Source organism: Leuconostoc pseudomesenteroides KCTC 3652, assembly GCF_014634745.1.
Classification (GTDB): Bacteria; Bacillota; Bacilli; order Lactobacillales; family Lactobacillaceae; genus Leuconostoc; species Leuconostoc pseudomesenteroides.
This window is the reverse complement of record NZ_BMBP01000001.1, coordinates 187,926-209,161: the sequence shown is the minus strand read 5'-3', so window position 1 is coordinate 209,161 and position 21,236 is coordinate 187,926. Positions and strand designations below refer to the sequence as shown.

Here is a 21,236-nt window from a genome sequence, read left to right as displayed (position 1 = left end):
GGAGAATTAAAATATTAATATGTCAGAAACGAAAGAGAGTCATCAACCGCAGCAACATGGTCTAAAAAATCGACATGTGCAACTAATTGCTATTGGCGGCACAATTGGGACCGGTTTGTTTATGGGGGCTGGAAATTCCATTCATTTTGCCGGACCATCTATCCTGTTGGTTTATCTCATCATTGGTTTTTTTATGTTTGTGATGATGCGCGCTATTGGTGAGTTGTTATATGCGGATCCAACGCAACATACTTTTATCACCTTCATTACTAAATATATGGGGAATCGTGCTGGCTTTTTTGCGCGATGGTCTTATTGGCTAACAATTGTGTTTATGGGCATGGCCGAGTTGACTGCTGTTGCAAAATATATTCAGTTTTGGCTGCCAGATTTGCCAAGTTGGCTGATTCAAGTCGTGATTTTGTTATTGTTGACATGTGTTAATTTGGTGACGGTTGCTTTGTATGGTGAAACGGAATTTTGGTTTGCAATGATTAAAATCGTAGCTATTTTGGCACTGATTGTTACAGGTATCATCATGGCATTGACGGGCTTTAAAACAACGGTTGGTGATGTTGCATTCAGTAATGTTTGGCATCATTTTAGTCTTTTTCCAAATGGTGTTGGTAACTTTATTAATGCTTTTCAAATGGTGATGTTTGCCTTTGTTGGTATGGAATTTATTGGCATGACCACGGCAGAAACCGAGAATCCCCGTGCTGTCTTACCAAAAGCAATTAATCAAATTCCGTGGCGAATCTTGTTCTTTTATCTTGGTGCGTTATTTATTATCATGACGATTTATCCTTGGCAAAAAATTCCTGCTAATCAGAGTCCGTTTGTAATGGTATTCCAATTGGCTGGCATTAAATGGGCCGCAGCCTTGGTGAATTTTGTTGTATTAACTAGTGCTGCGTCGGCCCTCAATTCGGTGTTATTTAGTGCTAGTCGTAATTTTTACGCCTTGGCTTATCAGTCAAAAGCTTCATTTATAAAACCATTCCGCAAAATGTCTCATGCTAAATTACCAGTGAGAGCAATTTTGTTTACATCTCTAATGGTTGCATTTTCTGCAATTATTTCATTAATTCCAACAATCACCAATGCTTTTAGTTTCGTGACAAGTGCATCCACAGATCTGTTTTTGATGATCTATGTCCTCATTTTGATTGCCTACATGCGTTATCGTCAATCGAACGATTATATGTCGGATGGTTTCCTAGTGATTGCACCAAAAGTGCTTGTGCCAATGGCCATTGTATTTTTTGTTTTTGTGTTCATAACACTATTTTTCAATCCTGAATCCCGTGTTCCGGCGCTAGGGTCAACGATATGGCTCATTGTCTTTGGTCTCATTGCAATGAGACAACCTAAAACAATTAGCCTTGCAAAGTAAGTCTTAACGGCTTGCTTTTTTATTTTAAAAAGATATGATGAATGTTAGAATATGAAAAGGAAAAACTCATCATGGCTCATAAAAGAAAACTAAAGCGGTCCGAAGTTCCGGTGAATTTGACTTGGGACTTAACTGATATTTTTAAAACAAAAGCAGATTACGATAAAGTGTGTCAACAAACGACAGCTACAGTTAAACATTTTGCGGACTTTAAAGATCATCTGGGTGATAGTCCTCAAAATTTATTGTTGGCAACTGAAAAGTTAGTGAATGTGATCGACGTTAATATTGATAAAACTTAGGCTTATGCAGAACTTTTGTATGCTAGCGATATGACCAATCCAGTTGCCCAGCAAGTTAAGGGGGCATCTGAGGACCTCATGGCAACTTTTTACGCGGGGACAGCTTTTTATAGAATTGAAATATCAGGTATTAAATCCGATAAATTGAAGTCATATATGACGCAAGAACCAAAATTGTTAAATTATCAATTTTATTTTGACAGAATTCGTTTAAATAGTGCCCATCAATTAACAGCGACAGAAGAAAAATTACTGGGTACGTTAAACGCAACCCTTCAGAGTCCTAATGATATTTTTGACACGCTTAATGATATTGATTTGAATTTTGGCACATTGAAAGATGAAAATGGCGATGAAATTGAATTAACCATGGGGAATGCTTCGCAGTTTATTCAGTCGCAAAATCGCGACATCAGAAAAAAGGCTGTTGATATGATAGCGCATGCGCATATTAGCGTTTCGCACACCATGGCTAAACTTTATAATACCCACGTTCACAGTCAAAATACGATTACTGCGTTACGTGGCTATCACAGTGCGCGCTCACAGCAATTAGCACAAAATAACATTCCCGAAGCACTATATGACGTACTCATCAGTAAAACCCATGAACATATCAATACGGTTTACCGCTACTACGATTTAAGGAAAAAAGTGCTTGGGGTTGAGCAATTACATCATTATGACCTATCTGTATCATTAACTGGTAAAGATTTCTTGCCAACAACCTATGAAGAGGGAAAAAAGCTGGCACTAGAGGCATTGCAGCCACTTGGTGAGGATTACGTTAACCAAGTTAAAGAGGCATTAAATAATCGCTGGATTGATGTTGCAGAAAATGTCGGCAAGTCTTCTGGTGGTTTTGAAATTGGTATTGCAACAGTTCATCCGTATATTTTATTAAATTGGACAAATAAATTGTATAGCACTAATATTTTGGTGCATGAAATGGGTCACGCGATACACAGTGTCCGAAGTAATCAAACACAACCGGTTCAATATAGTGAAGCGGCAACTTTCAATGCCGAGATTGCTTCCACGCTCAACGAGATTTTATTGCAAAATTATTTGATCAAAAAATACCAAAATGACCGTGACGCGCAAATTTATTTGCGTACCAAATCAATTGCTACTTTTTTGGGAACGTTTGTTACTCAGGTAAAGTTTGCAGAATTTGAGCAACTAACATACCAAACAGAGCAAAATGGTCAAGCATTGTCTTTAACAGTATTGAATCAAATGGCGACACAATTAGAGCATCAATTCAATGGTGAGCAGATTGTTGATGATTTTCCGGATGACAGTTATGCTGTACATTTTGCCAGCGTGCCACATTTTTATTACAATTTCTATGTCTATCAATATGCGACATCGTATGCGGTGGCCAGTGCGATTGCCAATAAAATCTTGAGTGGCGATAAGCAAGTGCTAGATCATTATCATCTTTTTTTGGCTTCAGGCGGTGTCGATTATCCAGTTAATCTCATTAAATCGGTAGGGGTTGATATGGTTAGTGGCGAGTATCTTGATAGTGCTTTTGCGAATTTTGAAGATGATGTTAATACCCTAGAACGACTTTTTTCGACTAAGTAAAAACGACAATCAATAGTTGTGTCGTTGTCATGACAACGATATGGTAAAATAGAATTACTGAAATTGGAAGGAAAATGCGTCGCTGTTGCGGATTATGACCGGCGCAAACTCATCATGGCTTTTTTAATTGATTTTATTCTACATATTGATGCTCATATTGCTAATTTGGTGCAATCATTTGGTTTATGGACATATCTTATCTTATTCGCAGTTATTTTTATTGAAACTGGCGCAGTCATCATGCCCTTTTTACCTGGAGATTCCTTACTATTTGCTGCGGGTGCAATTGCTGCCACGCCGGCTGGACTCAATGCCGGACTAAATCATTGGGTGTTTATGTTTGTTTTCTTTTTTGCAGCCGTTTTGGGTGACTCTTTGAACTTTTGGATTGGCCGAACAGGTGGTTATCAGCTGATTCGGCACCCAATGATTGGGCGCTTCATTAAAGAGGAACATATTCGAGAAGCAGAGGGCTTTTTCGAGAAAAGGGGTGCGGTTGCCATCATTATTGCGCGTTACATGCCGATTGTGAGAACCTTTGTGCCGTTTGTGGCAGGTATTAGTCAGTTCCCGTATAGTCGCTTTTTGAAAAACAGCGTGATTGCTGCGTTTACGTGGAGTTTGATTGCCACGGGGGCAGGGTACTTGTTTGGCAATATTCCGTTTGTTAAGGCGCATTTTTCAATTATTATTTTAGGGATCGCCTTAGTAACATTGTTGCCAACGATTATTGGTATCATTCGTTCAGCGATGATTTCACGCCGACAAAAGAAGTTATCTAAAAAATAATATTTATCATAAAGCCACCTGATATACCACTATATCAGGTGGCTTTATGATAAATTCAATTAAGTAATGATTGCTCTCGTGTTACAATAGAAAGAAAATGAGATAAGCCCTCGGAATACCGATGGTATGAGATGAAACCATGAATAATATTGAAAAATTACAACAGTTAACCCAAATGACCCGTCAAGAAATTTCTGATGCACTTGATGTTGCAAGTGAAACCGTTTTGGCTTGGGAAAACGAAGCCATCATGCCAGCGGTCAGTGAACTAGAAGCGCTCAGTGGTATTTTTTCAGCGCAATTGGATGCCAAGGGTATTGAGACACAAAAAATAGCGCACCCTATTCACATTCGCCTATCTGTCGACTATTTGTTGAATCTTGGTATAACAATGTCAGACTGGATAACCTTAAAATGGGCATTTGAAGGTCAGTGGGAATCTGATAAACTTGCAGTTGGCTTTTTTGATAACAATCAATTAACACGAATCGTCGAAACAGAATCAGAATTTATTGCTGCTTTCGCTGGCTATTTAATTTTACAAACTGATGGTGAGTTTGAACCCTATATTGATGAATTTAACGATGATAAAGAATATGATTGGCGCTTGATTCGCCATAGTGGCGAAACGTTTACAGACGTGACTCGTATGCTTGTCACGACTGAATTGACGGAGATAAAGCATGGTTGAAAATTTAATTATAGCGACAGATGCTTACAAGTTAACTCACCATTTACAGTATCCTGATGATATTACTAAGTTATATTCCTATGGCGAAGCACGTGTCGGTGGTCAGTTTGATCAAGTCAGTTGGTTTGGTTTGGGGATGATTTTGCATGATTATTTTCATACCAAAATTACTGATGATATGATAGACGAAGCTGAAAAAATGTCTTTACAAACATTTGGAACATCAGCTTACTTTAATCGTGCTGTCTGGGAAAAAGTTCGTGACTTAGGCTACTTTCCTGTTACTATCAAGGCATTACCTGAAGGCATGACTGTGCCAACGGGAAATGCGTTATTTACAATTGAAACGACAGCACCGTGGTTTGCCACAACGTTGAATGCTTTGGAAGTCATTTTAATGCATGTCTGGTATCCAACGACAATTGCCACTAACTCTATGGTGATTAAAAAACGTTTGCGGCCATTGTTTGAGCAGTCTGGTTCAGTTGATGGTTTGTTTTTAGCAGTGAATGATTTTGGGCTGCGAGGCGCTACGAGTTTGGAATCTGGCAAACGCGGGGGTGCTGCGCATTTGTTACATTTTCAAGGATCTGATAATTTGGCGGCGTCACAATACTTCGAGAACGTTTATGGTATTGCGGGTCGGGCTTTGTCTGTTTGGGCGACTGAACATTCGGTCGCAACTGCTTATGGTGATGGTCAAGGTGAATTCGATTACGTGAATGCGCAACTTGATCGTGCACCAGAAGATGCGGTTTTGTCGATCGTGATCGATTCTTATGATGCCATCAACTTTGTCAAAAATGTGATTGGATCTGATTCAATTAAATCAAGAATCATGAAACGATCAGGTAGAATAGTTTTACGTCCTGATTCAGGTGATCCTGAACAGATTGATTTAGAGGTATTAAGGTGTTTGGGTGACATTTTTGGTACTGAAACAAACGATAAAGGCTATCGCGTGATTAAACATAATGTTGGTATTATTCAAGGTGATGGTATGAAAGCTGATACCATCGTATCACTTTATGAAAAGCTGCTGGCAGAAGGGTGGTCAGCTGATAATTTGGTTGTTGGTTCTGGTGGTGGCTTGCTACAAGAAGGATTCACACGTGATACCGAACGGTTTGCTATTAAAGCCGCGTATGCCGAGAAATCTAACGGTGATCATCTCAACATTCAAAAAATGCCTAAAACTGATGTCTCAAAGGCATCAAAATCGGGACGTTTGAAAGTCATTCAGCGTGAGCAAAAGATCATCACTGTTTCGCAAAACGAACCTGGTGAAGATCTATTAGAGGTAGTCTACCATAATGGGATTGTGTCACCAATTAATGGTGCAGACATATTGGCTCGCGCCAACAATCATGATTGAAAGGACTAATAACAAGTGGGATTAAACTATCATTTTAGTAAACAGCCAAGTGATGACGATATGTCAGTAAAAGTCACCCGACTAGATGAAAAAGCCGCAGCACAAGCATGGCGTCAACGTGATAAGCGCGATCATCAACCAATTAGTGAACCTGAAACAGGTATGGTTGGGCGTGGTATTAAAGCATTAGGCACTGAATCAGCTATCGGAAAAGATGAAAGAAAAGCGCAAATGCAAGTTTTGTTTAATCAGGGGATGACTAGTTACATTGATTTAGCTTTTGAAATGAACTTAGCAGAATCAACAATAAGACGCTATGGTAAAGAGCTTGGTTTAACATTTATTGATCAAGAATTTTAATCAATATGTTGTTCACAAAACAAGGTTATAACTTAAGATTAAAGACAAGTAAATAATTACCTTGACATTTTCTAATTTTCAAGGGATAATAGTTAAAAATACTTATATATTTCACATAGAGGTTGCGATTGACATTGCGCCTGCCGGAGCTCTTGTAGGGGTTGATGGTAGGTTAGGGGACGTCGCCGAAATACGTTTTATCTACAAATGAAACGTGTTGGGCTAAGGGTTAAGAACCGTTAGACTGTCGCATACGTGCGGTGAGCTATGGCAACTGTCAAAATTGGTAAATTAAAAAAGCCGTTAGACTGTAACCGTGAGGCTCAGACTAATGGCTTTTTATTGTGAATAAGGGGAAAGCATGAGTTATCCAACGAATACGAATCAGCATTTAACAATTGAAGACGTCGATACCATTGAATTAGCGAAAAAGTATGGCACACCGCTGTATGTTTATGATGTAAGTCATATCAGACAGACAATCCGTGCTTTTAAACAAGTATTTGAACAAGAAAAGATTCCATTTGTGATTAGTTATGCTGGAAAAGCATTTGCCACAAAAGCAATCTATCAAGTTGTCGCTCAGGAAGGCATTCATGCAGATGTGGTGTCTGGTGGTGAATTATATACAGCGCTGGCTGCTGGCTTTCCAGCAGCGCATTTAAGTTTTAATGGCAATAATAAAAGTTATGATGAATTGACATTTGCTGTTAAGCAGGGTGTTGGGACAATTATTGTCGATAATTTTTTAGAACTAAAATTACTTTCTGAAATTGCTGAAAAAAATGCCATTAAACAGGACATTTTGTTACGAATTTCGCCTGGCATTTCAGCACATACGCACGAATTTATCAGTACCGGTCAGCAAGATAGTAAATTTGGTTTTGATTTAATATCTGGGCAGGCGAAAGAGGCTTTTGACATTGCCATCAATGATGATCATTTAAACTTACGTGGTTTGCACGCACATATTGGGTCACAAATTTTTGATGTCACTGGTTTTGAACAAAACGCCGCGCTTCTTGCTGATACAGCTAATGCTTGGGGATGGCAACCTGAAGTCATTAACGCCGGTGGTGGTTTTGGTATTAAATATACTGATGAGGATAAGCCGTTACCTGAAAGTGAATTTGCACAGGCTATTATTCGTGTATTGAAAGCAAAAGCTGCTGAATATGATTGGAAAATGCCAGAAATATGGATTGAACCTGGACGTTCAATTGTTGGACCGGCTGGAAAAACACTGTATACAATTGGCTCAAGAAAAGACATTCCTGATATTCGCCATTATTTGGCCGTTGATGGTGGTATGGGTGATAATATTCGACCAGCGTTATATCAAGCTAATTACACAGCCGTATTAGCCAATCAACCGAATGCTCAAACTGAAGAAGTTGTTCGGGTTGCTGGTAAATATTGCGAATCTGGTGATGTATTAGTCTGGCAACAAGCTTTACCGGCCATAAAACCAGGGGATATCTTAGCGGTAAATGCAACGGGTGCTTATGGTTATGCCATGGCCTCGAACTATAACCGTAATCCCAGACCGGCAGTGGTATTTGTCGAAAACGGCCAACACCAATTGATTGTAGAACGAGAAACATTTGAACATTTAGTGTCATTAGACCGAGATTATACTTTAGGAGAATAGTAGAATGCCTGAAAACGAAGCACAACGTTTGATCAACTTTATTGCAAATGCACCCAAAAAGACACCCGTGAAAGTAACCTATAAAGGATCACTTAATGCTGAGGTGCCAGATCAAGTCAAACATTTTGGTAATGATATTTTTGGTCAGTTAATCGGTGATTGGGCTGATGTTGCGCCATTGATTTCAAATTTGCCAGAAGACAGTGTTTTAATTGAAAATGATTCACGTAATTCAGCAGTACCGTTGCTGGACAAGAAGGCTATCAATGCTCGAATTGAGCCTGGCGCTACTATTCGTGATCAAGTTAGCATTGGTGATTCAGCTGTAATTATGCTTGGTGCTGTCATTAATATTGGTGCCGAAATTGGCGCGGGGACAATGATTGATATGGGAGCCGTCCTTGGTGGCCGTGCGATTGTTGGTAAAAATTCACATATTGGTGCTGGTGCCGTACTGGCGGGTGTGATTGAACCAGTATCTGCCCAACCTGTGCGAGTTGGAGATAATGTTTTGGTTGGTGCAAATGCGGTCGTCATTGAAGGCGTGCAAGTTGGTGACGGTGCCGTTGTTGCTGCTGGTGCGATTGTCACCAAAGATGTACCGGCAAACACGGTGGTTGCTGGTGTACCTGCCAAAGTAATCAAAACAATTGATGAACAAACCCAACAAAAAACCGCTTTAATTGATGCACTAAGGAGTCTTTAATGACAGTTTCCGAAGCAGATATACAAACATTTCGGCGTGAATTACACCAAATACCAGAACTAGCTTTAGCCGAATTTCAAACACATGATTATTTGCTCAAAAAAGTTCAGTCATGGCAGACTGATTTTATGACCATAAGAGAGGTACCTGAGCTACCGACAGCTTTGTTAGTAAGATTTGAGGGTTCCCATCCTAAAAGAACAATTGGTTACCGATCAGATATTGATGCTTTGCCAATTACAGAAGATACGCAGCTACCATTTTCTTCAATACACGATGGTCGCATGCATGCCTGTGGGCATGATGTTCACATGAGTTTGGCTTTGGCCATTACTAAATATTTCAGTGAACATCAGCCAGAAGATCATGTCATTATCTTTTTCCAACCAGCAGAAGAAGAAAAGAGTGGTGGAAAATTAGCTTATGAACTGAATTTATTTGAAGGGCAATGGCGCCCCGATGAATTCTATGGTATTCATGATCAACCTGATTTACCTGCTGGTACTTTGAGTACGTTAGCAGGCACTTTATTTGCTGGTACTGCTGAGTTAAAGGTGGATGTCATTGGTCAAGGCGGTCATGCAGCCTATCCTCACTTGGTTCATGATCCAATTGTAGGCGCCGCGGAGTTGATCACAACGTTACAAACAGTTGTTTCGCGTGGTGTTGATCCAATTGAAGGCGGGGTTGTCAGTATTGGCACAATCCAAGGTGGCTTCGCAAATAACGTTATTCCAGATCGTGTTCATTTGGAAGGTACAGTACGTAGCATGACATTAGCTGGATTGAAAACGATGATGGCACGCATTCAAAAAATAGCTGATGGTATTGCGTTAGCCAATGATTTGACTATCGAAGTGTCTTTGGAAAGTGGCAGTTATTTGCCAGTGGAAAATGATCCGAAATTGGCTGAAAACTTGATCAATTACATGACGGAAGATGACAATATCAACTTTGAATTAGCCAAACCGGCTATGACGGGCGAGGATTTTGGGTATTTATTACAGCATATTCCTGGCGTGATGTTGTGGTTAGGCGTAAATGATTCCCATCCACTTCATAGTGCCAAGCTTAACATTGATGAAGCAGCACTGATGTCCGGATTTTTGGCCCTTAAATCCTTTTTAGTTTATCGCATGACGCAAGGAGATTGAAAATGTACGAAAATATTCGTTTAATCACCGCAATTGTAACACCGTTTACAGCCAATGACAGTATTGATTATAACGCGTTGGATGGTTTGATAGAACATCTGCTGCAACATGGTACGCAAGGTTTTGTTGTTGCAGGTACAACAGGCGAATCTCCCACATTAACTCACGAAGAAAAGCTGGCTTTAACCACGCATATTGTCCAACAAGTCAGCGGGAGTGCGTTAGTAATTGCGAATGCTGGCTCTAATAATACTAAAGAGTCTGTTATGGCAGCGCGCGAATTAAGTGCTATTGCAGGCGTTGATGGTATTTTAGCGGTTACACCTTACTATAATAAGCCAAGTCAGGCAGGCATGATTGCTCACTTTGAAGCCATTGCAGACGCTTCGAGCAAGCCAGTCATGCTTTACAATATTCCGGGCCGCACCGTGGTTGGTTTGACAATAGACAGTGTTTTAAAGCTTGCAAAGCATCCAAACATTAACGCTATTAAAGAAACAACTTCGGTTGATTTAATTGCAGCTGAAGTTGCTGGTACGACTGATTTCTCAGTTTATACTGGTGAAGATGCGATGACCTTATCTGCTTACGTTGTGGGTGGGGCGGGAACTATTTCAGTCGCTTCACACATATATGGTGATGAGATGACGGCACTATTTAAAGCGATGGCGACAAATAATTGGCAAGAAGCTGGTCGATTGCAACGCTACCTGACGCCAAGAATGAATGCGCTATTTGCTTATCCATCTCCAGCACCAGTAAAAACAAAACTGGCAGATCTTGGTCTGATAAGAGAAGATGTTCGATTGCCAATTTTAGCCTTGGCTGAAGCTGAAAAAGCACATCTGAATGATTTATTGGAGAACTCATGACAAAAATTATTTTAGCAGGTGGCTTCGGCAAATTAGGTGAGGCGATTCAAAATGGTCTCAAGGCCGATTATGAAATTGTTGGCATTTTAAGTGGGCATCAGCATGATAGTGACATACCAGTTTGGACATCTCTTGAAGATATTGATGTATCAGCAGATATCTGGCTTGATGTGAGCACACCAGCGACCGTATATGAGAACGCCCAGTATGCAATTGCTCATCATATGGCATTAGTCATTGGTGCGACAGGATTAAGCGATGCGCAAGTTGCTCACCTTAAAGCTTCAGCGACAAATGGTATTTTAATTGTCCCAAACTTTAGTTTGTCAGCTGTATTGTTAATGCAATTTTCAAAAACGGCTGCGCAATATTTTCCAGATGTAGAAATTGTTGAAGCGCATAATCCCAAAAAAGTGGACTCACCCTCTGGCACGGCTAAACAAACTGCACGGATGATTGCGAGTTCACGACGTGAGGCACCAACGCAGACAACGCTGGGTGAAGCACGTGGCGAAAGAGTTGATGATGTGCCTGTGCATGCGATGCGTTTACCAGGTTACATTGCGCAACAAACAGTGTACTTTGGCGGTATTGATGAGCAACTTACATTGTCACAAAGCACAACAAGTCGTGCTGCGTTTGTGCCAGGTGTCATTATGGCATTAAATGCTGTTACAAAATTAGATCATCTCGTAATTGGACTTGACCAGTTATTAGACTAAAAAAGTTACTTCAGTGATGAACCGAAGTAACTTTTTTTATTGATTATAAACACCATCGGCGATATCAGCCAAAGTATCACGAGAAGGGATAAAGAAAAGTTGACCTGATAAAATATCTGAAAATGTGAGTAAATAATCAGACTGTTCTACCATATTTGTTAGCATGCCTTTGGTAACTGACCAATAGCGTGAATACCCAATGAAGTAAGTACCGGTGTTGCCTAAAGCTGGATCTGAAAATGGTACATTCATGCGAACAATTTTTTGTTCTTCGCCATTTTTTTCAAATTTAGAAGCAACGTTGTGAGCGTTCTTGAATTTGTCATCATCTTCTAATTCTAGATCGGTAAATTTTTCACGTCCTATTGCTTTTTCTTGGGTTTCATTATTGAGATGTCCCCAAAAATCCATATTGTGATGCCACTTTTGGGCAAAAGCATAAGAACCGTTGATGAATTTAGGATCTTCCTCACCAATGAGGGCATAACCAGCAGCATCTTCAACGGCCGGCGCTTCCGTACCATCAATAAAACCAATGATTGCACGTCCCTCAAAATATCGGAATCCCTTAGTTTCATCAACAACATCAGTGATATTTTTTAGAAAACGCATAAATTGTGTTTGCGCTTCATAGACAACAGCTTCATTACTAGCGCGTATGTGGAAAAAAAGATCGCCAGTTGAAGCAGGCATTTCGTATTCTGGACCCTTAACACCGCTGAATGTTTCTAATTCAGCAGGCTTAGGTTGATTTGGGAAAAGATATTCCCAAGCTGTTTCACTAAATCCAATGGCAACTTTCAAGCTTGATTCTGTTGCTAAATGAGAATCACGAATGCGTAACGAACGAATAATTGCCTGTGAACGGTCAGCAAATTCCTGAATCGCAGCTTGGGTCTTTGAGCGATCTATTCTCTTTAACTTGAGCACAGTGAATTGAACGTGCTCGCCAACATCTTTCCAAACATCTTGTGCTTTTAATGGATTAATTGTCATTTTTTCCCTCCAATTATTAATCTAGTGCTATCATACGCTAAATAATCATTTTAATCAATAATCATTCTAAATAACATTAGTTCTAATGTACCTATAAATCACATAAAATTCACATTTATCATGTAAAATAAACGTAAATAGGTAATAATATTAGTTTTATGATGATTAAGTAAGACTATTTTGCATTATTAACATTATAATAGCCAATATTGAGCAAGGAGAAGCGATATGGAAATTAGAATCATCGGCGCTAGTCATGCCGGCATAGCGTGTGCGTTACGCGCGAGGGAAGAAAATCCAGACAGTAACATTATCATTTATGAAAAGCAAAAAAGTATCGGTTTTGTAGCGCAAAGTATACCGCTCTATTTAGCTGGCGATAGTAATTTTTTGAAGTTATCAAGTTATACCACAATTGCTGAACTAGAAGAAAAGCATATTACGGTTAAAACACAAACTGTGATTGATGCTGTTGATCTCAATCATAAGTCAATTCACTATGTTGACACGGTTTATGATGTAACCAAGGAGGATCATTTTGATAAATTAGTCATTGCGACTGGCTCATATCCCAGTCTGTCCTTAGTCCAAGATGGTTTTTTGGATAAACTATATGTTATCAAAAAATTTGAAGATGCGGTCAAAATTAAACAATTAATGGCTGAAAGTCGGAGTTGTATTGTGATTGGTGGTGGCGCTATTGGCATTGAAATGGCTAAAATTTTGAGTGAATTGAAAATTGATACCACAATCATTCATTCTTCAGATTTCATCTTAAACCGATATTTGGATAAAGAAATTGCGCTTGATATGCAAAATGCATTGGTAGAAAATGGCGTTAAAATTATCACAAATACTTTGATTACGAGCATTGACGAGGAAATTCTACAAGATAACAATCGGAAAATTAGTCGTGTCAGGACGGCTGATGGTCAACATTTTGAGGCTGACGGTATTATTTATGCAACTGGGTTTAGACCCAATTCGTTTTTAGTTGCTGATCAAGTTGCACTGGGTGATCGCGGCGCGATTATTGTAGACGATTACATGCAAACGAGTCATCCGGATGTCTATGCCGTTGGTGATTGTGCGACAACCAAGCTAACCAACGTGAAGGAACCAACTTATGTGCCACACGCGAGTGATGCTATTCGCCAAGGAGACGTTGCAGGCGTTAATTTGGCCGGCAATAGTGTGAAATTGAAAAATTCACAAGGTACGTACAAACTTAATTTTGATCGTGATATTTCGTTGTGTATGTCTGGTTTGACAAACGAAAAGGCGAAGCGAGAAGGTTTTGATAGCGATGTTGTCTCTATCAGAGATCAGTATGTTAGTGGCAATGGTTTCTTTGAAGCTTACTTGGTTTATGAAAAAGAGACGCACAAAATATTAGGTATCCAGTGTAAAGGATCAGCCTTTGAGGTTGGCGCGCAAGCAGAGATTATTTCGCTAGCCATCCAAAATAATTTAACGGTTGAAGACCTTCAATACAGTGATTTTTATTTCAAACATGGCTTCAATAATCCTAGAAGTTTCACGCAAATTCTTGCTGATACGATTCGCCAAAAAGAAAGAGCCGTCAAGTAAAGTTGGCGTTGGAAAGGAGTGCTGACAATGGTAACAAACCAGAAGATTAGCGAGTTAGACTATTGCTATGTGTCATGGGAACTTTTGCAAGAATTAGAAAAAAACGCCTTTTCCAGAAATGAGTGTATCAGAGCATTTAAAAAAGAGTCAAACGACAGACAATCGCTGATTACAAGTGTTGTGGCATTAATTTTACCAATGATTTTATTGGGAAGCATTGTGTTTTCTAATCGCGCAGCAAGTTTAATGTATGGCAGCACTGGCACGACTGAAAATATTTGGACGCGGGTTGTTGGATTATTAATGTTGTCGGCCTTTTTATTCTTAATCGTCTATATGTTGTCAAAAGAATTGTCAAAATATAAGGCTTTTAGGCCAATTAAAAAATTAATTAATCAAGATTTAGAGGCAAACTTACGATTAGAAGTTGATGCAATTGATCAGAAAGCTTCAAAAATTGTCAACGATTCGATACTTAAGGACTCAAAGATTCCAGAAAAATTTCTGTCATCTGAGTTTTTACTGGTCATTATCAAATATATGGAAAGTGGGCAAGCATCATTTATTAAAGAAGCGGTATATGCTTTACAACTCGACCTTAAAAATACAGGCTATTATGCCAATATTTTCCCAAAAGAGACGCTTTTACAATTGGAAAAGAAGTATCTGTTGAACCGTAATGATAACTTGGCACAAAAAATTGAATTGGCTGAAAAAAATGACTGACAAAAATATACAATCCAATACTAAGCAATTTAGTCAAGAAAGTGTTTTTATTGCGGTTGATGATAAGGTCTCAAATACGCAAGATGTGAAAAATTTTGTGCAAGATGATTTTTTTGACAAAGGACACTGGGAACTTAAATTACGACAATTCGGCATCAATTTTGCTTTCTTAATCGTACTCGTGTTGCCAGTCTTGATATTGTTTGATTCACTACAAAATGGTCGCTTTTGGCAATCATTGTATCATTGGCATTATCAAGATGGGTTTGATCTTACTAAATTCTTACAAGCTTCAATCTTAATTGCGATAGTCGTTGTGTTGGTATGCAGTTTGGCATTTTTGGTACGAAATAATTATCGTGAACAGAAAATATATCCGAATCAAATGACGTATAATGACGATAAACTTCAGGCGCGAAAGTCAGTCATGAATGAGCTTTACACGAGTAGATATGGCGATAAAAGCTTTCGTGAATCAACGAAATATTATGCTGTTAATGAAGAACAAAATATTGATGATCACCTAATTAGTGACTTATTTAAGGAAAGTGGGGTAGAAATTAAATGAAGCAAATTCTGACAGTTTTTGTGCAAATTTTGACCCTATATCCGATTATCGGCGCTATTGCTTGGACTATTGGTGGTATTTTTTATCGCACAGTGTACGTTGGTAAAATTTTGGATCGTGATTTTAAAAAAATTCGAGTTGAAAAAGAGCCAATGATTACAATCATGATTCCTTGCCATAATGAAGAAATGGTTATTGAAGATACGATTGATTATTTAATGAACGATTTGGAATATCATAATTATGAAGTGCTGGTTTGTGATGATGGCTCAACTGATACAACCCCTGAAATTTTGTCTAGACTAAGTGTTAAATATGAGAAGTTACGTGTTTTACGTGTCAATAAGAATAAGGGTAAAGCACATGCTTTTAATATCGGGTTATCTTTTTGTCGTGGGGACTATATTTTGAGTAACGATGCGGATACGGTGTGTGCGCCAGATGGGCTTTGGAAGTACATGAATTATTTTTTGCGCCCTGGTGGTCAAAATGTTGCTGCCGTCACAGCAAACATAGATGTCCAAAATCGGTCTTTACTATTGGAAAAATCACAAACCGTTGAGTTTTCCAGCATTGTGGGTATTATTAAAAGATCACAGCTTGGTGTTCTTGGCAGTATGTATGCTTATTCAGGTGCAAATACAATGTATCGCAAGGACGCTGTGCTTGATTGTGGCGGATTACGTCAGGATCGTGCAACCGAAGACATATCGATAGCTTGGGATCAACAATTTAACGGATGGCAAGGCATTTTTGCGCCAGATATACTATGTTACATCAACGTGCCTAGCACGCTGAGCATGTTATATAGTCAAAGGAAAAGATGGGCCAAAGGTGGCACAGAAGCTTGGATTACCAATTTTACTCGTATTTTTAAGCATCCAATTCGACATGTTTCAAAAATTGTTTTGTTAATAGATCAGACAGGCAGTATCATTTGGAGCTTTTATTATTTAATCTTTACCACTTGGTTAGCGTTAAGATTACTGTATTTTCTTTTTACCAACGATACTGAGCAATTAGTTCATACGTTGGATATTGCGTTTGTCTTCTCGGCATTCATCTCGATGGTTGGCATCTGGCAATTAGTGGCATCATTAGCGCTTGATAATCACGGTGCAAAATTAAAATATCTCCTATTTGCACCCATGTATATGGCATGGTATTGGCAAATGAACGCCATTACAATAGTTGTTACTTTTATTCCAGCCCTGAAAAGCGTCTTGGGATTATCTGGGCAAGGGACATGGGTTAGCCCAACTAGAACAAAAATGAAAAAATAAATTTGGAGGTAGTCATGATTTTGCTAGGAGCAGTGCCACAATTGACCCAAAATACACAGATTAATTTTTGGGTGAGCGTTGCTGTACTTGTATTGTGCTTTTTTGGTATGATATTAACCAGTATAGTATGCAATCAAAATCGTCGAGAGTGGTATCAAAAAAGAAATGAAATCACGCAGAAACATTATTATCTGGTAAATAAAGATTTTATTGTTAGCGTCTTTGTAATGGTGCTATCTTTTCTTTTTTTTATTTTGATGTTTGTGACTTTTGCTGCTCACTTGATGAATTGAACTTATATTGTTTTTTAGGCTGATTTTGGTTGACAGAGGAGAAATATCACATCGTTATGAAAATAATAACCAAAATTTCAGTTCAAAAACAAGCTGGTCGATACAACATTGATTTAGATAATCAATTTGCGTTTGGTGTATCTGAGAGTGTTCTGATTAAATACGGATTAGCGAAAGGGCGTGAGCTGGATGATGACTTGATTGCTGATATTAAATTGAGCGACGAAGTTGCGAAAGCAATGCGCGTTGCCCTGAACTATCTTGGTCATTCGCTTCGGACAATAAAACAAGTTCAGCTAAAAATGAACGATAAAGACATACCTGAACAAGTGCAATCACAAGTGATCAGTCAATTAGAGGCGCAACATTACCTTGATGACCTTAATTACGCCATGCATTATGTTGCCACTAAAAAAACAATTAGTCCAAAGGGTCCAATTGTTATTAAAATGGCGCTTAAACAAGCAGGTGTCTCTGATAGCGACATTGAAGAAGCATTGGCAACCTACACCGTTGAGGAACAAATCATCATTGCAACACAAATCGCCCAAAAAGCAGCTGTTACGTATAAACGAGAATCAATGCGCAGTAAGCAACAAAAAATCATTACGGCACTCGCTACAAAAGGTTTTTCTTTTGATATGGCACAAAATGCGGTTAGTCATTTAGAGGAAGAAAATGATGATCAGTCAGAGCTAGAAAATATTCAACGAGAAGCTGATAAATTATGGCGACGCTATCATCGTGACGATAATTCAAAACGCCAATTTAAAACGAAAAAAGGTCTCTACGCAAAAGGATACACTTCTGATTTAATTGATAGCGTATTGGCTAATTTAATGCTGGAAGACGACTAGTAAATTGTGGTATACTGAAATAGAAATTCGGTGTTAGAAGAGTAGGTAGCGTTATGAGCGTTGATAAACCAGGTCGCGGGCCACGCGAAGGTGATTTCATCACGATCAAAAGCTATAAGCACGACGGCTCGTTGCATCGAACTTGGCGCGATACCATGGTTTTAAAGACCAGTGAGAACGCGATTATTGGCCTAAATGATCATACTTTAGTGACTGAAGACGATGGTCGGCGTTGGGTGACACGTGAACCAGCCATTGTTTATTTCCACAAAAAGTATTGGTTTAACATCATTGCGATGATTCGTGATAATGGCGTATCGTATTATTGTAATTTAGCATCTCCTTATGTATTGGATAAAGAGGCGCTTAAATATATTGACTACGATCTTGATGTTAAAGTGTTTCCAGATGGCGAAAAACATTTACTAGACGCTGACGAATACGCAGCTCACAGTAAGAAATGGCATTATCCACCAGAAATCGATAAGATTTTAAAAGCACATGTCAAAATTTTGGTTGATTGGATTAACGCTGGCACGGGTCCGTTTTCGCAGGGTTATGTAGATGTTTGGTACGCAAGGTATCAGTATTTGATGCAACAGCGGTTGAAAGATCGTCGTTGAAATAAAGCATTTGATTATTTGAATGCTTTTTTGTTTGGTCATTTATATGCAAACAAAAAGGCTCAATTTGATTAAATAGAGCCTAAACGATTACTTATCTTTATCCATTTCCTCAAATTCGCCATCAAATGTCGATGGGTCTTGTTGCGTTTGATGATTCATGTGCGGTTGAATAAACCTCTGGCGAATCCAGAAAGCAAATGCAATCAATAAAATAAAACCGACGACCGCCCAGAAGTTTTTCACGATAAAAGCTAGTAATAAGATAATCACGATGGCGAAAATGAGTCGCGAAACAACACCGAATGTATTAACGAACATAAAAGTGATTAAATAAATAAAAGCTATCAAAATAAAGAATGGGACTAATAGAATACCAAGCATTGGTTGTTCTCCTTACATAACTAATTGTTGTCATTTTAACATAGGACTATTAAAAATGATATGTATATAGAACAGTTCATATGAGCAACGAAGGTTATAATCTGTTAAAATGGGTACTATGAAAACGTTAAAAACACATTATTTAATTGCACCAGTAACCACGATATTATTGACAGTAACAATTGTTGTTTTTGTGATTGAGCTGGTCGTCAGTGGTGGGACAACCGACAATAGCTATTTTTTGGTCCAAGTAGGTGCTAAATGGGGACCTTATATCAAGGACGATTCGCAATATTGGCGTTTAATCACGCCTATATTTTTGCACGCTGGTTTTATGCATATTGTCACTAACATGCTGACTTTGTGGTTTATTGGTCCAATAGCAGAAGACGCTTTTGGTAGCCGTAAGTTTTTGGGATTATACTTTTTTTCCGGTATTTCAGGTAATATTTTTTCGTATTTATTTTCGCCAAATACGATTTCAGTTGGTGCCTCGACAGCATTATTCGGCTTATTTGGTGGCTTGATGATATTTGCTTATCAGTTCCGTCATGACCCCAACGTAAGGGCATTAGGATCAATGATGGGATTGTTTATTTTATTGACATTGTTGTCAAGTTTTTCTGCCACAAATATTGACCTTTGGGGGCATTTTGGCGGCTTCATTGGTGGTGTAATGTTTGCCATGATTTTTGGTTTTTATAGTCGTAACGGCAAATTCAGCTGGCATGTTCGGCTAGTGATGGTATTACTGACAGTGCTTTTAATCGGATTAACTGTCTTTATGGGAGTAAGATCATGAAAACTTTTTATGATGTTCTACAATATTTAAAAGAATTCGGTGTGTATATTCATGTTGGTAAGCGGCTGTGGGACATCGAAATGGCTGCTTTAGAAGTCGATAATTTATATAAAGCCGATATTATACAACCAAAAATGTATGCAACAATGAAAGTCATTTTGGCACACGAACATCGATTGGAACTTGAAAGTCCCAGTGATTGACTATCATTGTTTTTTTTAGACTGTGAAACCGCTTGCACTTGGCTAGTCATATCTGTTAGAATGAGTAGGTAATCAATTCATACGGAGGAAATATGTTGTCCTCATTGAGGCTGTCCAGTGAACTTGCAGTCATTAAATCGGGCAACATTATTATAATTATCATGGCAAAAGATAAACTTATCGGTGTCGATCTTGGTGGTACAACTATCAAGTTTGCAATTTTGACAGATCAAGGTGAAATTCAGCAAAAATGGTCAATCAAAACAAATATTCTAGATGATGGTGCTCATATTGTTCCAGATATTGTGGAATCAATTAATCACCACCTTGATTTGTATCAACTGGATCATGATCGTATTATCGGTATTGGCATGGGAACGCCAGGCACTGTTAATCGGGTTACTGGTACGGTAACGGGTGCTTTTAACCTTAATTGGAAGACTGAGCAACCAGTTAAAGCAGATATTGAATCTGGTACTGGATTTACATTGACGATTGATAATGATGCTAACTCAGCAGCGCTTGGCGAAGCTTGGAAAGGTGCTGGAAACAACGATGATGAAGTGTCGTTTGTAACATTAGGCACTGGTGTTGGTGGTGGTTTGGTTGCAAATGGTCAGCTGATTCACGGTACAGTAGGTGCCGGTGGTGAGGTCGGTCATATGGTCGTTGAGCCAAATGGTTATTTGTGCACCTGTGGTAATCGTGGTTGCTTGGAACAATACGCTTCTGCGACAGGTGTCGTTCATTTGGCACAAGATTTGGCGGAAGAATATGTTGGTAACTCAAAGCTGAAAAAGATGATTGATGATGGTGAAGAAGTGACATCAAAAATTGTCTTCGACTTGGCAAAAAACGGAGACTTTTTAGCTAATGAAGTTGTCAACAAAGTGTCATATTATCTCGGATATGCTACGGCAGCAATGTCAAATATTTTGAACCCATCTGCAATTGTTATTGGCGGTGGTGTAGCTGCTGCTGGCGAATTTCTGCGAGCTCGTGTCGAAGAAAATTGGAAGGTGTTTGCATTTCCAACAGTTCGTAATTCAACACGCGTGAAATTAGCCGAATTAGGGAATGATGCTGGTGTAATTGGCGCAGCAAGCCTTGCACGTGCATAAATAAAAAAAGACAAATCAGTATGCAACTGATTTGTCTTTTTTTGCGTATAACAAAATATGTGAGTTGAACGTCGATTATTATAAAATTTTTTAACGCTTAAAATGCGATTATATCAGTATTCTATAGAGAAGATGGCAATAGAGGACACTTTTTGTCCTACTCTTATGCAAAAAATAGT

Annotated in this window: 24 protein-coding genes and 1 riboswitch; of the genes, 22 read left to right on the top strand and 2 right to left on the bottom strand. The window is 38.8% G+C overall.

Annotated elements, in window-relative coordinates; genetic code table 11:
* The first annotated feature begins 19 nt into the window (after nt 1-19).
* From IEU65_RS01020 to dapB, 12 genes are all read left to right on the top strand, one after another.
* Nucleotides 20-1,396, top strand: coding sequence for an amino acid permease (locus IEU65_RS01020; RefSeq protein ID WP_010279164.1), 1,377 nt, complete (start codon nt 20-22; stop codon nt 1,394-1,396).
* 71 nt (nt 1,397-1,467) lie between these two features.
* On the top strand, nt 1,468-1,698 hold the full coding sequence (locus tag IEU65_RS01015; protein WP_010279167.1) for a hypothetical protein: 231 nt from the start codon (nt 1,468-1,470) through the stop codon (nt 1,696-1,698).
* Between the two features lie 15 nt (nt 1,699-1,713).
* Nucleotides 1,714-3,291: a M3 family oligoendopeptidase gene (locus IEU65_RS01010; RefSeq protein WP_308738170.1), complete on the top strand. Its 1,578-nt coding sequence runs from the start codon at nt 1,714-1,716 to the stop codon at nt 3,289-3,291.
* 114 nt (nt 3,292-3,405) lie between these two features.
* The gene (locus tag IEU65_RS01005) at nt 3,406-4,080 is read left to right on the top strand and encodes a VTT domain-containing protein (RefSeq protein WP_010279174.1); all 675 of its coding nucleotides are present in this window, start codon (nt 3,406-3,408) and stop codon (nt 4,078-4,080) included.
* 139 nt (nt 4,081-4,219) lie between these two features.
* Entirely contained in the window at nt 4,220-4,771 is a 552-nt protein-coding gene (locus IEU65_RS01000; protein ID WP_010279177.1) for a hypothetical protein, read from the top strand.
* The gene (locus IEU65_RS00995; protein ID WP_010279180.1) at nt 4,764-6,146 is read left to right on the top strand and encodes a nicotinate phosphoribosyltransferase; all 1,383 of its coding nucleotides are present in this window, start codon (nt 4,764-4,766) and stop codon (nt 6,144-6,146) included. The genes IEU65_RS01000 and IEU65_RS00995 overlap by 8 nt, the downstream gene beginning before the upstream one ends.
* A 15-nt stretch (nt 6,147-6,161) precedes the next feature.
* Nucleotides 6,162-6,506, top strand: coding sequence for a hypothetical protein (locus IEU65_RS00990; RefSeq protein ID WP_010279186.1), 345 nt, complete (start codon nt 6,162-6,164; stop codon nt 6,504-6,506).
* A 108-nt stretch (nt 6,507-6,614) separates the two neighbouring features.
* Nucleotides 6,615-6,782, top strand: a riboswitch (Lysine riboswitch).
* An 85-nt stretch (nt 6,783-6,867) separates the two neighbouring features.
* Complete coding sequence (gene lysA / locus IEU65_RS00985) at nt 6,868-8,157, top strand: diaminopimelate decarboxylase (protein WP_147651310.1); 1,290 nt, start codon at nt 6,868-6,870, stop codon at nt 8,155-8,157.
* A 4-nt stretch (nt 8,158-8,161) separates the two neighbouring features.
* On the top strand, nt 8,162-8,863 hold the full coding sequence (gene dapD, locus IEU65_RS00980; protein WP_010279193.1) for a 2,3,4,5-tetrahydropyridine-2,6-dicarboxylate N-acetyltransferase: 702 nt from the start codon (nt 8,162-8,164) through the stop codon (nt 8,861-8,863).
* A complete protein-coding gene (locus IEU65_RS00975) occupies nt 8,863-10,017 on the top strand; it encodes an N-acetyldiaminopimelate deacetylase (protein WP_010279197.1) in 1,155 nt (384 codons plus the stop codon). Before dapD ends, IEU65_RS00975 begins: the two co-directional genes overlap by 1 nt.
* 2 nt (nt 10,018-10,019) lie before the next feature.
* Nucleotides 10,020-10,889, top strand: a complete 870-nt coding sequence (gene dapA, locus IEU65_RS00970; protein ID WP_010279201.1) for a 4-hydroxy-tetrahydrodipicolinate synthase — start codon at nt 10,020-10,022, stop codon at nt 10,887-10,889.
* The gene (gene dapB, locus IEU65_RS00965) at nt 10,886-11,611 is read left to right on the top strand and encodes a 4-hydroxy-tetrahydrodipicolinate reductase (protein WP_010279204.1); all 726 of its coding nucleotides are present in this window, start codon (nt 10,886-10,888) and stop codon (nt 11,609-11,611) included. Before dapA ends, dapB begins: the two co-directional genes overlap by 4 nt.
* A 36-nt stretch (nt 11,612-11,647) precedes the next feature.
* On the opposite strand, the gene IEU65_RS00960 is transcribed toward dapB, so the two are convergent.
* Nucleotides 11,648-12,607, bottom strand: a complete 960-nt coding sequence (locus IEU65_RS00960; protein ID WP_010279207.1) for a Dyp-type peroxidase — start codon at nt 12,605-12,607, stop codon at nt 11,648-11,650.
* Nucleotides 12,608-12,835: 228 nt separating this feature from the next.
* Here IEU65_RS00960 and IEU65_RS00955 point away from each other — a divergent pair, with 228 nt between their 5' ends.
* The 7 genes from IEU65_RS00955 to ntdP are packed head-to-tail and all read left to right on the top strand — an operon-like array spanning nt 12,836 to nt 18,547.
* Nucleotides 12,836-14,197 carry an FAD-dependent oxidoreductase gene (locus IEU65_RS00955; RefSeq protein WP_010279210.1) on the top strand — a complete coding sequence of 454 codons (1,362 nt, stop codon included), beginning with the start codon at nt 12,836-12,838 and terminating at the stop codon, nt 14,195-14,197.
* A 27-nt stretch (nt 14,198-14,224) separates the two neighbouring features.
* A complete protein-coding gene (locus IEU65_RS00950) occupies nt 14,225-14,923 on the top strand; it encodes a hypothetical protein (RefSeq protein WP_010279212.1) in 699 nt (232 codons plus the stop codon).
* Nucleotides 14,916-15,491 (top strand): hypothetical protein, encoded by a 576-nt coding sequence (locus IEU65_RS00945; RefSeq protein ID WP_139967490.1) that lies wholly within the window; start codon nt 14,916-14,918, stop codon nt 15,489-15,491. The genes IEU65_RS00950 and IEU65_RS00945 overlap by 8 nt, the downstream gene beginning before the upstream one ends.
* Nucleotides 15,488-16,774, top strand: coding sequence for a glycosyltransferase family 2 protein (locus IEU65_RS00940; protein ID WP_010279217.1), 1,287 nt, complete (start codon nt 15,488-15,490; stop codon nt 16,772-16,774). Before IEU65_RS00945 ends, IEU65_RS00940 begins: the two co-directional genes overlap by 4 nt.
* A gap of 14 nt (nt 16,775-16,788) precedes the next feature.
* Nucleotides 16,789-17,067 carry a hypothetical protein gene (locus IEU65_RS00935; protein ID WP_139967492.1) on the top strand — a complete coding sequence of 93 codons (279 nt, stop codon included), beginning with the start codon at nt 16,789-16,791 and terminating at the stop codon, nt 17,065-17,067.
* 56 nt (nt 17,068-17,123) lie between these two features.
* Entirely contained in the window at nt 17,124-17,924 is an 801-nt protein-coding gene (gene recX / locus IEU65_RS00930; RefSeq protein WP_010279225.1) for a recombination regulator RecX, read from the top strand.
* Nucleotides 17,925-17,977: 53 nt separating this feature from the next.
* On the top strand, nt 17,978-18,547 hold the full coding sequence (ntdP, locus tag IEU65_RS00925) for a nucleoside tri-diphosphate phosphatase (RefSeq protein WP_004912026.1): 570 nt from the start codon (nt 17,978-17,980) through the stop codon (nt 18,545-18,547).
* A gap of 90 nt (nt 18,548-18,637) precedes the next feature.
* Here the strand turns inward: ntdP and IEU65_RS00920 are convergent, their stop codons facing one another.
* Nucleotides 18,638-18,931: an AFWIR motif membrane protein gene (locus tag IEU65_RS00920; RefSeq protein WP_010279232.1), complete on the bottom strand. Its 294-nt coding sequence runs from the start codon at nt 18,929-18,931 to the stop codon at nt 18,638-18,640.
* 118 nt (nt 18,932-19,049) lie between these two features.
* Between IEU65_RS00920 and IEU65_RS00915 the strand changes: the two genes are divergently transcribed.
* From IEU65_RS00915 to IEU65_RS00905, 3 genes are all read left to right on the top strand, one after another.
* Entirely contained in the window at nt 19,050-19,733 is a 684-nt protein-coding gene (locus IEU65_RS00915) for a rhomboid family intramembrane serine protease (protein ID WP_031941019.1), read from the top strand.
* Complete coding sequence (locus IEU65_RS00910) at nt 19,730-19,936, top strand: YqgQ family protein (protein WP_004912041.1); 207 nt, start codon at nt 19,730-19,732, stop codon at nt 19,934-19,936. The genes IEU65_RS00915 and IEU65_RS00910 overlap by 4 nt, the downstream gene beginning before the upstream one ends.
* A 161-nt stretch (nt 19,937-20,097) precedes the next feature.
* Entirely contained in the window at nt 20,098-21,057 is a 960-nt protein-coding gene (locus tag IEU65_RS00905; RefSeq protein ID WP_031941020.1) for an ROK family glucokinase, read from the top strand.
* The last annotated feature ends 179 nt before the right edge of the window (nt 21,058-21,236 follow it).

Bases quoted from the DNA above. Each gene is read 5' to 3' on its own strand.
- IEU65_RS01020 (WP_010279164.1), top strand. From the start codon at position 20: ATGTCAGAAACGAAAGAGAGTCATCAACCGCAGCAACATGGTCTAAAA.
- IEU65_RS01015 (WP_010279167.1), top strand. From the start codon at position 1,468: ATGGCTCATAAAAGAAAACTAAAGCGGTCCGAAGTTCCGGTGAATTTG.
- IEU65_RS01005 (WP_010279174.1), top strand. From the start codon at position 3,406: ATGGCTTTTTTAATTGATTTTATTCTACATATTGATGCTCATATTGCT.
- IEU65_RS01000 (WP_010279177.1), top strand. From the start codon at position 4,220: ATGAATAATATTGAAAAATTACAACAGTTAACCCAAATGACCCGTCAA.
- IEU65_RS00995 (WP_010279180.1), top strand. From the start codon at position 4,764: ATGGTTGAAAATTTAATTATAGCGACAGATGCTTACAAGTTAACTCAC.
- lysA (WP_147651310.1), top strand. From the start codon at position 6,868: ATGAGTTATCCAACGAATACGAATCAGCATTTAACAATTGAAGACGTC.
- dapD (WP_010279193.1), top strand. From the start codon at position 8,162: ATGCCTGAAAACGAAGCACAACGTTTGATCAACTTTATTGCAAATGCA.
- IEU65_RS00975 (WP_010279197.1), top strand. From the start codon at position 8,863: ATGACAGTTTCCGAAGCAGATATACAAACATTTCGGCGTGAATTACAC.
- dapA (WP_010279201.1), top strand. From the start codon at position 10,020: ATGTACGAAAATATTCGTTTAATCACCGCAATTGTAACACCGTTTACA.
- dapB (WP_010279204.1), top strand. From the start codon at position 10,886: ATGACAAAAATTATTTTAGCAGGTGGCTTCGGCAAATTAGGTGAGGCG.
- IEU65_RS00960 (WP_010279207.1), bottom strand. From the start codon at position 12,607: ATGACAATTAATCCATTAAAAGCACAAGATGTTTGGAAAGATGTTGGC.
- IEU65_RS00955 (WP_010279210.1), top strand. From the start codon at position 12,836: ATGGAAATTAGAATCATCGGCGCTAGTCATGCCGGCATAGCGTGTGCG.
- IEU65_RS00950 (WP_010279212.1), top strand. From the start codon at position 14,225: ATGGTAACAAACCAGAAGATTAGCGAGTTAGACTATTGCTATGTGTCA.
- IEU65_RS00945 (WP_139967490.1), top strand. From the start codon at position 14,916: ATGACTGACAAAAATATACAATCCAATACTAAGCAATTTAGTCAAGAA.
- IEU65_RS00940 (WP_010279217.1), top strand. From the start codon at position 15,488: ATGAAGCAAATTCTGACAGTTTTTGTGCAAATTTTGACCCTATATCCG.
- IEU65_RS00935 (WP_139967492.1), top strand. From the start codon at position 16,789: ATGATTTTGCTAGGAGCAGTGCCACAATTGACCCAAAATACACAGATT.
- recX (WP_010279225.1), top strand. From the start codon at position 17,124: ATGAAAATAATAACCAAAATTTCAGTTCAAAAACAAGCTGGTCGATAC.
- ntdP (WP_004912026.1), top strand. From the start codon at position 17,978: ATGAGCGTTGATAAACCAGGTCGCGGGCCACGCGAAGGTGATTTCATC.
- IEU65_RS00920 (WP_010279232.1), bottom strand. From the start codon at position 18,931: ATGCTTGGTATTCTATTAGTCCCATTCTTTATTTTGATAGCTTTTATT.
- IEU65_RS00915 (WP_031941019.1), top strand. From the start codon at position 19,050: ATGAAAACGTTAAAAACACATTATTTAATTGCACCAGTAACCACGATA.
- IEU65_RS00910 (WP_004912041.1), top strand. From the start codon at position 19,730: ATGAAAACTTTTTATGATGTTCTACAATATTTAAAAGAATTCGGTGTG.
- IEU65_RS00905 (WP_031941020.1), top strand. From the start codon at position 20,098: ATGGCAAAAGATAAACTTATCGGTGTCGATCTTGGTGGTACAACTATC.